This window comes from Pseudarthrobacter sp. alpha12b (assembly GCF_054130495.1).
Genome location: NZ_CP196746.1, coordinates 1,668,298 through 1,682,235 on the forward strand (window position 1 = coordinate 1,668,298; position 13,938 = coordinate 1,682,235).

A 13,938-nucleotide genomic window follows, 5' to 3' on the forward strand; every position below is an offset into this window, starting at 1 on the left:
TCAAGTTTTTCCGGCTGTCTGCCGGCTGGACTATTGACCCCACCCTACGTCCGCTCATATAGTTCAGGCAATGAACTAAAGCCGCGCAATCCCGCGGGGCACCCGATCGCAAGGACGCATCATGACTCTTTCCCCCACCCCCGCTGACAAATTCACCTTCGGTCTGTGGACCGTCGGCTGGACCGGCGCAGATCCCTTTGGCGTGGCCACCCGTTCCGCGCTTGATCCGGTGGAGGCAGTCCACCGCCTGGCGGAACTCGGTGCCTACGGCATCACTTTCCACGACAATGACCTTGTCCCCTTTGATGCCTCCGCTTCGGAGCGGGACCTGATCCTGAAGAACTTCCGCGCAGCGCTGGCGGAAACCGGGCTGAAGGTCCCCATGGTCACCACCAACCTGTTCAGCCACCCCGTGTTCAAGGACGGCGGTTTCACCTCCAACGACCGCTCCATCCGCCGCTTCGCCCTGTCCAAGGTCCTGCGCAACATCGACCTCGCCGCCGAACTCGGTGCCGAGACCTTCGTGATGTGGGGCGGCCGCGAAGGCAGCGAGTATGACGGGTCCAAGGACCTGGCTGCCGCCCTGGACCGAATGAAGGAAGGCGTGGACACGGCTGCCGGCTACATCAAGGACAAGGGCTACAACCTGCGCATTGCGCTCGAGCCCAAGCCGAATGAACCTCGCGGCGACATCTTCCTGCCCACCGTCGGCCACGGCCTGGCCTTCATCGCCCAGCTCGAACACGGCGACATCGTGGGCCTCAACCCCGAGACCGGCCACGAGCAGATGGCGGGCCTGAACTTCACCCACGGCATCGCCCAGGCCCTGTGGGCCGGCAAGCTCTTCCACATCGACCTCAACGGCCAGCGCGGCATTAAGTACGACCAGGACCTTGTCTTCGGCCACGGCGACCTGACCAGCGCCTTCTTCACCGTGGACCTGCTGGAGAACGGCTTCCCGGGCGGCGGCCCGAAGTACGACGGCCCGCGGCACTTCGACTACAAGCCCTCCCGCACCGACGGCTACGACGGCGTGTGGGAGTCGGCCAAGGCCAACATGGCGATGTACCTGCTGCTGAAGGAACGGGCGCTGGCTTTCCGCGCAGACCCGCAGGTGCAGGAAGCGCTCAAGGTATCCGGCGTCTTCGAACTGGGCGAGCCCACCCTCAACGCGGGCGAAAGCACCGCCGACCTGCTCGCGGACGCCGCCGCGTTCGAGGACTTCGACGCCGACAAGGCAGCGGAGCGCTCCTTCGCGTTCGTCCGGCTCAACCAGCTCGCCATCGAGCACCTCCTGGGCGCCCACTAGGCCATGGTGCTCGTCGCAGGCATCGACAGCTCCACCCAGTCCTGCAAAGTGGTCATCCGCGATGCTGACACCGGAGCGCTGGTCCGTCAGGGCCGGGCCACGCACCCTGAGGGTACCGAGGTCCACCCGGACCACTGGTGGACGGCGCTGCAAAAAGCTGTTGCGGACGCCGGCGGGCTGGATGACGTCAGCGCCGTGTCCGTCGGCGGCCAGCAGCACGGGATGGTCTGCCTCGACAGTGACGGAGCGGTGATCCGGCCGGCGCTGCTGTGGAATGACACCCGCAGCGCCGGTGCGGCCGTGGAACTCATCGACAGTGCCGGCGGCGGCGATCCCGCCGCCGGCGCGCAGTACTGGGCACGTGCCACCGGCACGGTCCCGGTGGCGTCGCTGACGCTGACCAAGCTGCAGTGGCTGGCTCAGAACGAGCCGGAGAATGCAGCAAAGGTGGCAGCCGTGTGCCTCCCGCACGATTGGCTGACGTGGCGGCTCGCCGGTTATGGTCCGGGCAGCGGCACGAAAGGCTTGGGGGCTCTGGCCACAGACCGTTCGGACGCGTCGGGCACGGGCTACTACTCGACAGCGGAGGGCCAGTACCTGCCCGACGTCCTGGCCGCATCGCTCGGCCATGTGCCGGTCCTGCCGCGGGTCCTGGGCCCGCTGGAAGCGGCGGGAAGGACGCCGGCAGGCAGCCTTTTGGCGGCAGGGGCCGGGGACAACGCGGCGGCGGCGCTCGGTGCGGGCGCCGCACTGGGCGACGTCGTGATGTCGCTGGGCACGTCGGGCACCGTGTTTGCGGTCTCGGACACGGCGGCGGCAGATGCTTCCGGACTGGTGGCGGGGTTCGCCGACGCAGCCGGCCATTACCTGCCGCTGGTGTGCACCTTGAACGCCACCCGTGTTTTCGATGCCACCGCTGCCCTGCTGAACGTGGACCTGCCGGAGTTCAACCGGCTGGCATTGTCAGCCGGGGCCGGGGCCGGCGGACTCACCCTGGTCCCCTACTTTGATGGGGAGCGGACACCCAACCTGCCGGATGCCACCGGTTCCCTCCATGGCATCACCCGGGGCAACTACACCCCGGCCAACCTGGCGCGCGCCGCCGTCGAGGGCGTGGTCTGTTCCCTGGCCGACGGCCTGGCGGCGCTCCAGGACCAGGGTGTGTCCGCCCGGCGGATTCTCCTGGTGGGCGGCGGTGCCCAGTCCGCAGCGGTGCAGGAAGTGGCAGCAAACCTGCTGGGAACGGACATCACGGTGCCGCAGCCGGGCGAGTATGTAGCCGACGGCGCCGCGCGCCAGGCCGCGGCGGCACTCACCGGTCGCTTCCCTGCGTGGGCGGCCGACGCCGTCGACCTTCCCCGGGGAACGGACGACGCCGGCGTGCTGGCCCGGTACCGCCGGTTCGCCTCGCTCTACGCCTAAGGCGGCAGTACACGGAAGACCCGGACCGCAAGCGGTCCGGGTCTTCCGTGCGTGGGGCGCAGGCTCCTGCCGTGACGTAGCAGGAGCCCGCGGTCTTGGATCAGGTCAGGCGTACGGCAGGACAAGCTCCGCGTACCGCTCCTTGACCGTGGCCAGGACGGTGTTGCCGTCCGTGTCCCAGATCTCCTGATTGAAAATTTCCACCTCGATGTCGCCGGTGTACCCGGCATCACGCACCCAGGTGCCGATCGTGGCGAAGTCCACTACGCCGTCGCCCATGTACCCGCGGGACAGCAGCGGATCCGCGGCGATGGGCATGTTGAAGTCACACACCTGGTAGGACGCGATGCGGTTTTCCCGGCCGGCGCGCTCAATCTGGGCCTTCAGTTCCGGGTCCCACCAGACGTGGAAGGTATCGACGGCGACGCCCACCGCTGCGGCGTCGAACGGCGCCGCGAGGTCCAGGGCCTGCCCAAGGGTGGAGATGAGTGCGCGGTCCGCGGCGTACATCGGATGCAGCGGTTCCAGCACCAGGCGGACGCCGTTTTCCTGCGCGAACGGGACCAGGTCCGCGAGCCGGTCGGCCACGCGCTGCCGGGCGGCCACAATGTCCTTCTCCCCCGGGGCGAGTCCGCCGACCACCAGGAACAGCTCCGTGGTGTCCAGCGCCACGGCCTCGAGGATGGCAGCGCGGTTGTCAGCGAGCGCGGCAGCCTGGCCCTCGGCGTCGGCCGCGGTGAGGAACCCGCCGCGGCAGAGCGAGGAGACGCGCAGGCCCGCGTCCTTGATCAGCCGCGCCGCCTTGTCCAGGCCGGCCTCCGCCACCCGGTCCCGCCAGGGACCAACGGAGGGGATGCCGGCGTTCACGCAGCCCTCCACCACTTGGGCAAGCGTCCACTTCTTGGTGGTGGCGCTGTTGATGGACAGTCTTTGGAAGTCGCTCATACGCCCACACCATTAATCCGCAGGTAGTCCGACATCCGGAAGGCGGCCAGGGCGGGGTCCCTGAGCAGGCCCGCCTTGTCAGCCAGTTCGAACGTCCTGGCAAGGTGGCACACGGAGCGGCCGGAATGCAGGCCGCCCACCATTTGGAAGCCGGGCTGCTTGCCGTTGAGCCAGGACATGAATGCGATGCCGGTCTTGTAGTAGAACGTGGGGGCGCTGAAGATGTGCTTGCCCAGTTCCCGGGTGGAATCCATGATTTCGCGGGCCTTGGCGGCGTTTCCGGCGTCGTAGTTCTGCAGGGCCACCGAGGCGGCCGGGTAAATGGCCGCGAAGATGCCCAGCAGGGCGTCTGAGTGGTGGGTGCCGTCGCCGTCGATCAGCTCGGGGTAGTTGAAGTCGTCGCCGGTGTAGAGCCGGACGCCTTCGGGCAGGGCTGCCCGCAAGTCCACCTCGTGGCTCGCGTCGAGCAGCGAGACCTTGACGCCGTCAACCTTGGCCGCATTGTCCTTGATGAGGCCGAGAAACGTCCCGGTCGCGGTGGCAACGTTGTCGGATCCCCAGTAGCCGGCGAGGGCGGGATCGAACATGGTGCCCAGCCAGTGGAGGATCACCGGCTGGTCCACTTCCTGCAGCAGGGTGGAATAGACCTTCAGGTAGTCGTCAGGCCCGGTGGCAACCTTGGCAAGGGCACGCGATGCCATCAGGATGACTTTGGGACCTGCCTCGGTGATCACGGCAATCTGCTCGCGGTAAGCCTCAAGCACAGCCTTGATGCCGGCCTCGCCGGCCGGCAGGGAGTCGATGTCCAGCTGGTCCGTGCCTGCGCCGCAGGAAACCAGGTCCCGGACCGATTTCCCGGCTGTCGCCGCGTTTCCGGCCGAGACCACCGAGGCCGCTTCAACGCCGGTCCGCTTGATGAGCTGCTGCGTGGCTGCCCAGTCAAGGCCCATGCCCCGCTGGGCGGTGTCCATCGCGTCTGCCACGCCGAGCCCGTAGGACCACAGCTCATGGCGGTAGGCCATGGTTGCGTCCCAGTCGAGCCGCGCAGGAGCGCCGGGGGTGTTGTCAGCGAGGACTTCCGGGATGACGTGCGCGGCAGCGTAGGCGCGCCGGGCAGTCAGCGGGGCCGTCGGGCGGGCCCAGGAGGTGCCGCCCTGCAGCCGGTATTCGCGGGTGCCGCCGTCGTGGGAGGGAAGGATGAGGGAAGTCATTAGAGGGTGATCTCCGGGATGTCGATGGTGCGCCGTTCGTCGTTGGACTGCAGGCCCAGCTCGGCGAGCTGGACGCCGCGGGCGGCGGAGAGCAGGCCGAAGCGGTGTTCGCGGCCGGCGACGACGTCGCGGAGGAATTCCTCCCACTGCAGCTTGAAGCCGTTGTCCAACTCGGCATTGGCCGGGACTTCCTGCCACTGGTCGCGGAAGGACTCGGTAACGGGCAGGTCAGGGTTCCAGACCGGCTTGGGGGTGTGGGCGCGCTGCTGGGCGACGCACTTGTTCAGGCCTGCGACGGCGGAGCCGTGGGTGCCGTCCACCTGGAACTCCACCAGTTCATCGCGGTAAACGCGCACTGCCCAGGACGAGTTGATCTGGCCGATGACTTCGTCGCCGCCCGGGGTCTCGAGCTCGAAGATGCCGTAGGAGGCATCATCCGCCGTGGCCTTGTATTCCTTGCCGGCTTCGTCCCAGCGTGCCGGGATGTGGGTGGCGGTTTTGGCGTTGACGCTCTTGACCTTGCCAATGATGCCTTCCAGGACATAGTTCCAGTGGCAGAACATGTCCGTGGTCATTCCGCCGCCGTCTTCTTTCCGGTAGTTCCAGGACGGACGCTGCGCTGCCTGGATGTCGCCTTCGAAGACCCAGTAGCCGAACTCGCCGCGGATGGAGAGGATCCGGCCGAAGAAGCCCTCGTCAACGAGCCGGCGGAGCTTGACCAGGCCAGGGAGGTAGAGCTTGTCATGCACAACACCGGCAGTAACCCCGGATTCCTTGCCGATGCGGGCCAGCTCGATGGCCTCCTCCAGCGTTTCCGCCGTGGGCTTTTCAGTGAAGATGTGCTTGCCGGCCAGCATGGCCTTCTTGAGGGTGGCAGCGCGGAGGCTGGTCATGGAGGCATCGAAAACGACGTCGACAGTGGGATCGTTGATCACGGCGTCCAGGTCGGTGGTCCACTCGGAAACCTTGTGCTTTTCCGCCAGTTCCCGGATCTTGGCCTCGTTGCGACCCACCAGGATGGGTTCAACCTGGACCCGGGTGCCGTCCTCGAGGGTGAATCCACCGGCATCGCGGATGGGCAGGATGGAGCGCAGCAGGTGCTGGCGGTAGCCCATCCGGCCGGTGATGCCGTTCATGGCAATGCGGATTGTTTTGGTTTCGAAGCCCATGTGTCCTCCACGGTGAGTGAGCAATGTACTCAAGCTGATTGGGAAAGCGCATTCCCACTGCTTCAATGATGCACGGCGCGCTTCCGGTTGGCAAGCGCTTTCCGGAAGTAGTTTGAACTGCCATAATGTGCTTAGCCTTCGAGCCCGTACCAAGACCAGGAGATGCAGTGGCTGCAAGTACCCTTACCGAGGTGGCCCGCCTTGCCGGCGTGTCCCCCGCCACGGCCTCCCGTGTGCTGAACGGCTCGGCCCGCACGCCGGGCAAGGACATCGCTGAACGCGTCCGGCAGGCTGCGGAGTCACTGGGCTACATCCCCAACGCCCAGGCCCAGGGCCTGGCCAAATCCAGTTCCGGCCTGATCGGCCTGATCGTCCATGACATCGCCGACCCCTATTTCGCGGCCATTGCCAGGGGCGTGCAGGAAGCCGCCCGGGAACAGCGCAAAATGGTGCTGCTTGCTACCACGGGCGGGGGTCCGGCAGAGGAGAGGGAAGCGGTGGCCGCCTTCGCGGCACGCCGGGCAGACTCCATCGTGATCGCCGGTTCCCGCTCCTGCCGGGATGAGGACCAGGACGGAAACGCCGAACTGGCGGCCGAACTTGACCGGTACTGCCGCAACGGCGGCCAGGTGGCTGTCGTGGGCCATCCCGTGGTGGGTGCAACCGCCCCGGAGGGTTACCACGTGGTAAAAGTCCCCAATCAGGAGCTCGCCGGCCGGCTCGCCACCGAACTCGCGGACAGCTGGGACGGGGACTTCGTCATTGTGGGCGGACCCGAGGGCCTCCTGACTTCCGATGACCGCGTCCGTGGTTTCCAGCAAGGACTGGAGCGGGCCGGGCGCCAGCCGGCAGAGGTGCTCCGGAGCGCGTTTAACCGGTCCGGAGGATATGAAGCCGGACTGGAACTGGCGGCCAGGATCAAGGCAGCCCAGTCCGGAGACGGCGACACCCCCGCTCCAAAACTCTGTATTTTCGCCGTCAACGACGTGATGGCCATCGGGGCCGCAGCAGCACTGAGGTCGGAGGGACTCCGCATCCCCCGGGACGCCGCCATCGCCGGTTTCGACGACATTGAAACCCTCCGCGACTTCCGGCCCGCCCTTTCCACGGTCCGCCTGCCGCTGGAGGACATCGGACGCTTTGCCACCCGGGCCACCGCCCGGCGGCCGGGCGGCGAAAGCGGCGACGCGCCGGAAGGCGCCTCTTCCGGAGAGATCACCGGCGAGGTCACACTGCGGCGCAGCACCGAAGCGGCCGCCTGATGGCGCCACGCGGACTCACCGCGGCTCCGGCCCGTTCGAAAGCCGGCGGCTCGCGCCCCGCCGTCCTGGTCCTGCCAGGTGGAGGATATGCCCGCCAGGCCGACCACGAGGCGGAGCCCGTTGCTGAGTGGCTGGCCTCCCTGGGCATCCACGCTTTCGTGCTCCGCTACCGGGTGGCCCCTGACCGGCACCCGGCCCCCTTGGAGGACGCAAAGGAGGCCATGCTCTACATCAGGAATGGGGAGCACGGGCTTGCCGTGGACCCGGAGCGCGTCGGCGTCCTGGGATTCTCTGCCGGGGGCCACCTTGCGGCCACGCTCAGCACGGCAGCTGCCACGGGGAACCCGGACCTGGACCTTCCCGCGGCAGTCCCTGACCTATCGGTGCTTTGCTACCCCGTTGCGTCACTGACCCACGAGACGCACCAGGGCTCGGTGGATAACCTCCTTGGCGACGCGCCGCCGTCGGACCTTCTCACGGCGCTTTCGGCGGAGCTGCAGGTCACGCCCCTGACGCCGCCGGCGTTCCTCTGGCATACAGCCGACGACGCCGCCGTTCCGGTGAGCAACAGCGTGAACTACGCCAGCGCGCTGTTCGCCGCCGGCGTTCCGGCGGAGCTCCACGTTTTCCCGGCAGGACGCCACGGCTTGGGTCTCGCGGCGAACCAGCCCGGGCCCGGGCAATGGACCTCACTGTGCGCGGCGTGGCTGCAGCGGGCCGGATGGGCGGATTCCCCCGGCCGCTAGTCCAGTGCCCGGATGGTCCAGCTCGCAGAATGGGACTCGCCCGGCTGCAGGTGCACCAGGTCAGTACCGGAATGCAGGGCGTCCGGCGGGCAGGTCATGGGCTCGACGGCCAGGCCCAGCCGATCCGGGCCAACAGGCTTGTCCCCGGTGTGCACCTGGACCCAGGGCCATTCGGTCCCCCATTCCAGCTCAACTCCTGTTCCCGACGGATCCAGCACCCGCACACGGGCCAGGCCGGCACCGTCCCGCGAGATGCCCGTAAAGGCGTGGTCGATCTTCACAGGCCCCAGGCGGTGCGGCGAGCGGAAGTCAAAGGCATCCCGGTCCACGTGCCGCATGCCTACGGGCAGCAGCCGGTCAGGGGTGACCTCCAGGTAGGCATCGGCCGGAAGTTCCAGTGACCAGTCATCCAGCGGGGACGGACCGGCCACCAGATAGGGATGGGGGCACGCCCCGTAGGGCGCGGCAGCAGCGCCGGTGTTGACCGCCCGGACGGTGCCACGAAGCCCGTCACCGGACAGCGAGTAGGTGACGGCCAGTTCCAGGTCCCCTGGGTAATCCGGGCCGGCCGGAATGCGGCAACCCAAAACGGCGCGGTCCGTGGCCGCTTCCAGCACTTCCCATGCCTGATGGATGGCAAGCCCGTGCAGGGCAGCGCCGCGCTCCGGTTCGTTGACAGCAGCGGCATAGGATGTGCCTGCGTAGGAGTAGGTGCCGTCCGCCAGCCGGTTGGGCCACGGCGCGCAGATGACGCCACGGTAGTCGGGCACAGCACCGTCCGGACCAAAGCCCACCACCAGGTCCCTGTCCCCGTAGCGCAGTTCGCGGAGCGCCCCACCGCGAAGGGTGACGACGGCGGAGTAGGGTCCGTGGGCGAGGTGGACTTCGGTTCCGGGCATGGTTCCCTCTGCGTCGTAGTGTGTTAGCGCTCACCATTCTACCGCACCGGCCGCTGCGGCCGCTGGCTAAAGTTGGCGCATGGACACGGCTGCCGATCAGAAGCTCATTGCCGCCGTCAGGAGTGCACTCCGGGAGCTCGCAGACCCGGCACGTGCCGCGGGAGCGCAGGCGTATATGAAGTCCCCGCTCCCCTCGTTGGGCGTAAGGGTCCCCGAGGTGCGGCGGACCGCAGCGTGGGCCGCCCGGGAGTTTCCGCCGTCGTCTGCCGCGCAGCTCCGGGCCACGGTGCTGGAGCTGTGGCGCACCTCCACGTTCCGCGAGGAAAAGTACGCGGCAATCGACCTGACGGCACACAGGCTGGTGGCCGGCGACCTGGACATGTTGCCTGTGTACGAGGAGATCATCCGCAGCGGCGCGTGGTGGGATTTTGCCGACGGCGTGTCAGGCCGGATCTGCGACCTGCTGCAGGCGCACCGCGGGGAGATGTCCCGGGTCCTCAGGCAATGGAGCCGGGACCCGGACCTGTGGATCCGCAGGGCCTCCATCACGTCGCAGCTTCGCGCAAAGAAGACCACCGATACACAGCTGCTTGCCGCCGTCATCGAGCCGAACCTTGCGGACCGCGGGTTCTTCATCCGCAAGGCGATCGGCTGGGCGCTGCGCGAATATGCCAAGACGGCGCCGGAGTGGGTTGAGGCGTTCGCCACCCGGCATCGGGACGCCATGAGTCCGTTGTCGCGCAGGGAGGCCCTGCGCAGGATCGACGGCGGGGCCGCGCGGCAATAGCGGCTGCTAGATCACGGGACGTTCGACGACGGGCTCGTGCGTCTTGCGGAACAAACTGCGGGTGCCGGGGTCCCAGAAGATCAGGTAAAGGGCAAACAGGAGCGCCGTCAGCGCCGCGGCAATCCGGGCAAGGGCAAGTGCGAAGCCCAGATCCTGGGTCTGGAGATACGGAAAGACGTCCAGCTGGTCCGAAATGGCGTAGATCATGAAGAAGGACACCACGAAGTACAGGGCCTTGACCTGCCAGTCGTTGCGGATGCCCGTCACGGCGAAGAGCGGGATCAGCCAGACGACGTACCAGGACTGGATGATGGGGGCCAGCAGGACTACTGCGGCCAGGCCGAGCGTGAGGCGGCGCATCAGGCGGTCGTAGTCCCCCTTGAAGATCTGCCAGGCGACAATTCCCACAGCAAGCAGCTTCCCGGCGTCGAACACCCAGCCCGCGGGTACCGAGCCGTCCAGGCCGAACGCATTGGCCAGGGATCCCACCACCATTCCCAATAAGCCCACCGGGGCGTACCAAATGGAAATGCTGCCCGGGGCGGACAGCCCGTTGATCCAGCCGAAGCCGAAGCCGTTGACCATGCTCATTGCCGTCAGGAGCGCCAGGCTGAGGCCGGCGGTCAGTGCCCAGAAGGCTGCCTTCCTCAGCCACCCCGCATCCTTGCCTGCCCACAGGAGGCCGATGAACGGCAGGAAGACAATGGTGATGGGTTTGACGGCGATGGACAGGGTCACCAGCATGATGCCACGGACCTCGCGGCGGGTCGCCGCATAGTAGAGCCCCGCCAGGGCCAGCCCGATCATCAGGGAGTCGTTATGGACGCTGGCGATGAAGTTGGTGAGGAAAAGCGGGTTGGCCACGGTCAGCCAGAGGGCCCTGTGCGGGTTCACGCCGTGCAGTTCCGCCAGCCTGGGCACGTAGATGACGCACAGCACCACACCCGCCAGCGCCACCAGCCGGAAGAGCATGACACACGCCTCCGGCTGGACATTGGTGACCCAGACCACGAACTGCTCGATCCACAGGAACAGCTGGCCGTAGGGAACCGGGGCTTCGGTCCACATCTTGTCGGCGCCCAGTTGGAAGTAGTTGGACAGGGCGGAAATGCCGTTTTCGTACGGGTTGAAGCCCTCCACCATCAGGCGCCCCTGCCCGATGTAGGCATACACGTCGCGGCTGAACAGCGGCACGCTGAACATCATGGGAAGCCCCCATGCCACCACCGCGGACAGTGTTGCCCGACGCGCCTGTTCGCCCCAGACACGGACCTTCTGGCCCAGCCGCAACCAGGCACGCACCAGCAGCATGCCCCCCACGGCCACCAGGACGATGGACAGGGCCACGCCGGGAGCCTCGGTGCGCATCCAAATGAAAAGTGGCATGCGGCGCAGTTCCGAGACAGGAGCCAGCCAGCCCACACCGACGGATCCGATCATCATGAACAGGGAACCCAGGAAGCCGGCAAGCAGGGGCGAGCGCGGATTGTCCACCTCGGCACTGCCCGTTCCGGCAATGCCGGCCGCCGCCATCTCCCCCGCTGCGGGCACAGGCGCCGTCATCTCAGGATCGTCCAATCTTCTTGCGTTTCCGCGGTTCGCCCGGCGGACCACGCGGGCCGGCCGGGACACGATTAAGGGCGGAAGGGCGACCCGCCGCGTACCCGAAATCCTAGCATCGGCAGGGTGCCCGGGAGTGTAACGGTAGGCTGGTCCGGTGCCTATATCTAACGAACGAATCGTCTGGATCGACTGCGAAATGACCGGCCTGGACATCAAGAATGACGCCCTGATCGAGGTGGCAGCCCTGGTCACCGATTCGGAACTGAACATCCTGGGCGACGGGGTTGACGTGGTCATCAAACCCGACGACGCCGCCGTGGCCCAGATGTCAGACTTCGTCCGGGACATGCACACCAAGTCCGGCCTGCTGGCCGAACTGCCGCACGGCAGGACCATGGCCGAAGCAGAGGCCGCGGTGATGGAGTACATCTCGGCCTGGGTTCCGGATCCGCGCAAAGCGCCGTTGGGCGGCAACTCGGTGGGAACCGACCGCGTATTCCTGTCCCGCGACATGCCTGCGGTGGTGGAGCACCTCCACTACCGCGTCATCGACGTAAGCACCATCAAGGAGTTGTCGCGCCGCTGGTTCGCCAGGGCCTACTTCCAGTCACCGGCGAAAAAAGGCGGCCACCGCGCGCTGGGAGACATCAAGGACTCCATCGACGAACTCCGGTACTACCGTGAAGCAGTGTTCGTCCCTGCACCCGGACCTGACAGCGCCACCGCCCAGAAGATCGCCCGGGTCATCACCAACGGCGGCGGCGAAGGCCCCCAGGAAAGTAATCTGCGCCACGTTTGAACGAAATTTTGCTTCAAATCGCAGAAAGTGGACAAAGCACCCCTTCCGAGCAGGTAAGCTATTTGAGTTGCGTTTCCGGGGAGCCGTTACAGCGGATTTCCCTTGAGGCACATGGTGGGCGTAGCTCAGTTGGCAGAGCGCCTGGTTGTGGTCCAGGAGGTCGCGGGTTCAACCCCCGTCGCTCACCCTCACGGGGCGGCACATGCAGCCGCCAACAAAGGAGGCCGCACCGGATATCCGGTGCGGCCTCCTTTGTTGTGCCCCACCGGGTACGTGCACTGCAGCTGGGGACACCGCGAAGCCGAAGGACTACTGATATGACCGTTCTGCCGATCACCATCTGGGGCGAACCTGTCCTGCACCGCCGCGCCACCGAGGTTGAGGTCTTCGACGACGAACTGCGCACGCTGATAGCCGACATGTTCGAAACCAACGACGCCGCCAACGGGGTGGGCCTCGCCGCCCCGCAGATCGGGGTCGGCAAGCGGATCTTCATCTACAAGTACGCGAACGAGGACGACGCTCCCCCAACCGGTGTCCTGGTGAATCCGGTCCTGACCCTGTCCAAGGTCTCCGGTGCTGCTCCTGACCCTGACGAGGAGGAAGAGGGCTGCCTCTCCTTCCCGGGTGAGCAGTATCCGCTCAAGCGCGCCGAATGGGCCCGGGTAGAGGGTTTTGACGGGTTCGGAGAACCGGTCAGGTTCGAGGCCACAGGCTGGTTTGCCAGGGTCATCCAGCACGAGTACGACCACCTGGACGGCAAGCTCTATGTCAACCGTTTGATGGACCGCTACGCCCGCAAGGCCATGAAGCAGGCCAAGAAGAACGGGTGGGGCGTGCCAGGGCTGACGTGGATGCCGGGCGTCGATCCGGACCCGTTCGGCCACTGACCCCTTCCGGGCCGGTCCCGGTCAGCTTGCGGTGCTGGCGGGTTGGGTCCTGATGGTCTGCTGCTGGGGGCAGGATGCAAGGACCCGCTTCATGGCGTCCTTTTCGGCCGCGGTCACCCACAACCCGTACGCGGCCTTCACGGAGATCTGGCGGGCCACGTAGTGGCAGCGGATCGCCGCGTTTTTCGGCAGCCAGGTGGCGGCGTCCCCCGCGCTTTTCTGCTGGTTCGCGGCGCCGTCCGCGGCGACGAGGTTCAGCGGATCGTTGGCAAGGCTCTGGCGTTCCTTCGGCCCCAGGCGCTGCGCCCCTTTTTGCCAGGCGTCACCCAGTGCCACCACATGGTCGATCTGCACCGCGCGGCTGCTGTCCGAGCCGCGCCGGAAATCCACGTCCTGGCCGGTGTAGGGTTCCCGGAAGTGCCCGGCCGTTACCTTGCACGTGGAGCCCTCCGAGAACACAACACCGGCGAGGTCCCGGCGAAGAATGTCATTGCGGGTATCGCAGCCGTTCCGGTCAACATCGAGCCATGCCTGGCCAAAGGCCTCCCGGCTGTAATCGGTGCTTGGCGCCCGCCCCTTCACCGCCAGGCCATCGAGGGCCGCAAGGGCGCTGCCCGCCGGCACCGGGTTGGGCTCCTGGACCGGCTTCATCCAGGCCGAATCGAAAACCGGCGCCTCGGCCGGCCCCTCCGTGGCGGGCCCGGCTGCCGCGAACTGGCCGGTGGTGAAGAACCAGCACAGGGCGGCAATGATGGCTACAGCGGCTGTGATAAGGATCGCCCACGCCTGCCGGGAACGGCGGCGTGCGCGGCGGTAGGCGGACCAGCTGATGGTCATGGGGTTGACGCCGGGAGGGGAAAGTCAGGCACCCCAGAAGCCTAGGACAGAGGGCACGCCCCGCCGCTGATATCCACACTGTTGAGGACGAGTGATGGG

At 67.0% G+C, this 13,938-nt stretch carries 13 protein-coding genes and 1 tRNA gene; 8 read left to right on the forward strand and 6 right to left on the reverse strand.

All coding sequences use genetic code 11. The features are described 5' to 3' along the window. The first annotated feature begins 121 nt into the window (after window positions 1–121). Window positions 122–1,309 carry a xylose isomerase gene (gene xylA, locus ACTAQI_RS07575; protein WP_457950431.1) on the forward strand — a complete coding sequence of 396 codons (1,188 nt, stop codon included), beginning with the start codon at window positions 122–124 and terminating at the stop codon, window positions 1,307–1,309. Window positions 1,310–1,312: 3 nt separating this feature from the next. Beyond that, window positions 1,313–2,731: a xylulokinase gene (gene xylB, locus ACTAQI_RS07580; protein ID WP_457950432.1), complete on the forward strand. Its 1,419-nt coding sequence runs from the start codon at window positions 1,313–1,315 to the stop codon at window positions 2,729–2,731. Window positions 2,732–2,836: 105 nt separating this feature from the next. Here xylB and ACTAQI_RS07585 read toward each other — a convergent pair whose 3' ends face one another. The 3 genes from ACTAQI_RS07585 to ACTAQI_RS07595 are packed head-to-tail and all read right to left on the reverse strand — an operon-like array spanning window position 2,837 to window position 6,056. Then, window positions 2,837–3,676, reverse strand: a complete 840-nt coding sequence (locus ACTAQI_RS07585) for a sugar phosphate isomerase/epimerase family protein (protein ID WP_457950433.1) — start codon at window positions 3,674–3,676, stop codon at window positions 2,837–2,839. Then, entirely contained in the window at window positions 3,673–4,887 is a 1,215-nt protein-coding gene (locus ACTAQI_RS07590) for a dihydrodipicolinate synthase family protein (RefSeq protein WP_457950434.1), read from the reverse strand. The genes ACTAQI_RS07585 and ACTAQI_RS07590 overlap by 4 nt, the downstream gene beginning before the upstream one ends. Continuing rightward, window positions 4,887–6,056 carry a Gfo/Idh/MocA family protein gene (locus tag ACTAQI_RS07595; protein ID WP_457950435.1) on the reverse strand — a complete coding sequence of 390 codons (1,170 nt, stop codon included), beginning with the start codon at window positions 6,054–6,056 and terminating at the stop codon, window positions 4,887–4,889. Before ACTAQI_RS07595 ends, ACTAQI_RS07590 begins: the two co-directional genes overlap by 1 nt. A 167-nt stretch (window positions 6,057–6,223) precedes the next feature. Here ACTAQI_RS07595 and ACTAQI_RS07600 point away from each other — a divergent pair, with 167 nt between their 5' ends. Both ACTAQI_RS07600 and ACTAQI_RS07605 read left to right on the forward strand, forming a co-directional pair. Further along, window positions 6,224–7,318, forward strand: coding sequence for a LacI family DNA-binding transcriptional regulator (locus ACTAQI_RS07600; RefSeq protein WP_457950436.1), 1,095 nt, complete (start codon window positions 6,224–6,226; stop codon window positions 7,316–7,318). Further along, complete coding sequence (locus ACTAQI_RS07605; protein ID WP_457950437.1) at window positions 7,318–8,064, forward strand: alpha/beta hydrolase; 747 nt, start codon at window positions 7,318–7,320, stop codon at window positions 8,062–8,064. Before ACTAQI_RS07600 ends, ACTAQI_RS07605 begins: the two co-directional genes overlap by 1 nt. Here ACTAQI_RS07605 and ACTAQI_RS07610 read toward each other — a convergent pair. After that, on the reverse strand, window positions 8,061–8,963 hold the full coding sequence (locus ACTAQI_RS07610; protein WP_457950438.1) for an aldose 1-epimerase family protein: 903 nt from the start codon (window positions 8,961–8,963) through the stop codon (window positions 8,061–8,063). The two genes, ACTAQI_RS07605 and ACTAQI_RS07610, sit on opposite strands and share 4 nt — an antisense overlap. A gap of 79 nt (window positions 8,964–9,042) precedes the next feature. On the opposite strand from ACTAQI_RS07610, the gene ACTAQI_RS07615 reads away from it, so the two are divergent. Further along, window positions 9,043–9,750, forward strand: coding sequence for a DNA alkylation repair protein (locus ACTAQI_RS07615; RefSeq protein WP_457950439.1), 708 nt, complete (start codon window positions 9,043–9,045; stop codon window positions 9,748–9,750). A gap of 6 nt (window positions 9,751–9,756) precedes the next feature. Here ACTAQI_RS07615 and mptB read toward each other — a convergent pair whose 3' ends face one another. Next, window positions 9,757–11,313, reverse strand: coding sequence for a polyprenol phosphomannose-dependent alpha 1,6 mannosyltransferase MptB (mptB, locus tag ACTAQI_RS07620; RefSeq protein ID WP_457950440.1), 1,557 nt, complete (start codon window positions 11,311–11,313; stop codon window positions 9,757–9,759). Window positions 11,314–11,467: 154 nt separating this feature from the next. Here mptB and orn point away from each other — a divergent pair, with 154 nt between their 5' ends. The 3 genes from orn to def all read left to right on the forward strand — a co-directional run bounded on the left by orn (window position 11,468) and on the right by def (window position 13,002). Beyond that, a complete protein-coding gene (gene orn / locus ACTAQI_RS07625; protein ID WP_457950441.1) occupies window positions 11,468–12,112 on the forward strand; it encodes an oligoribonuclease in 645 nt (214 codons plus the stop codon). Window positions 12,113–12,226: 114 nt separating this feature from the next. Continuing rightward, window positions 12,227–12,299, forward strand: a tRNA-His gene (locus ACTAQI_RS07630). Between the two features lie 130 nt (window positions 12,300–12,429). Further along, window positions 12,430–13,002, forward strand: a complete 573-nt coding sequence (def, locus tag ACTAQI_RS07635; RefSeq protein WP_457950442.1) for a peptide deformylase — start codon at window positions 12,430–12,432, stop codon at window positions 13,000–13,002. A gap of 21 nt (window positions 13,003–13,023) precedes the next feature. Here def and ACTAQI_RS07640 read toward each other — a convergent pair whose 3' ends face one another. Next, window positions 13,024–13,839 carry an HNH endonuclease family protein gene (locus ACTAQI_RS07640; RefSeq protein ID WP_457950443.1) on the reverse strand — a complete coding sequence of 272 codons (816 nt, stop codon included), beginning with the start codon at window positions 13,837–13,839 and terminating at the stop codon, window positions 13,024–13,026. Window positions 13,840–13,938: the final 99 nt, after the last annotated feature.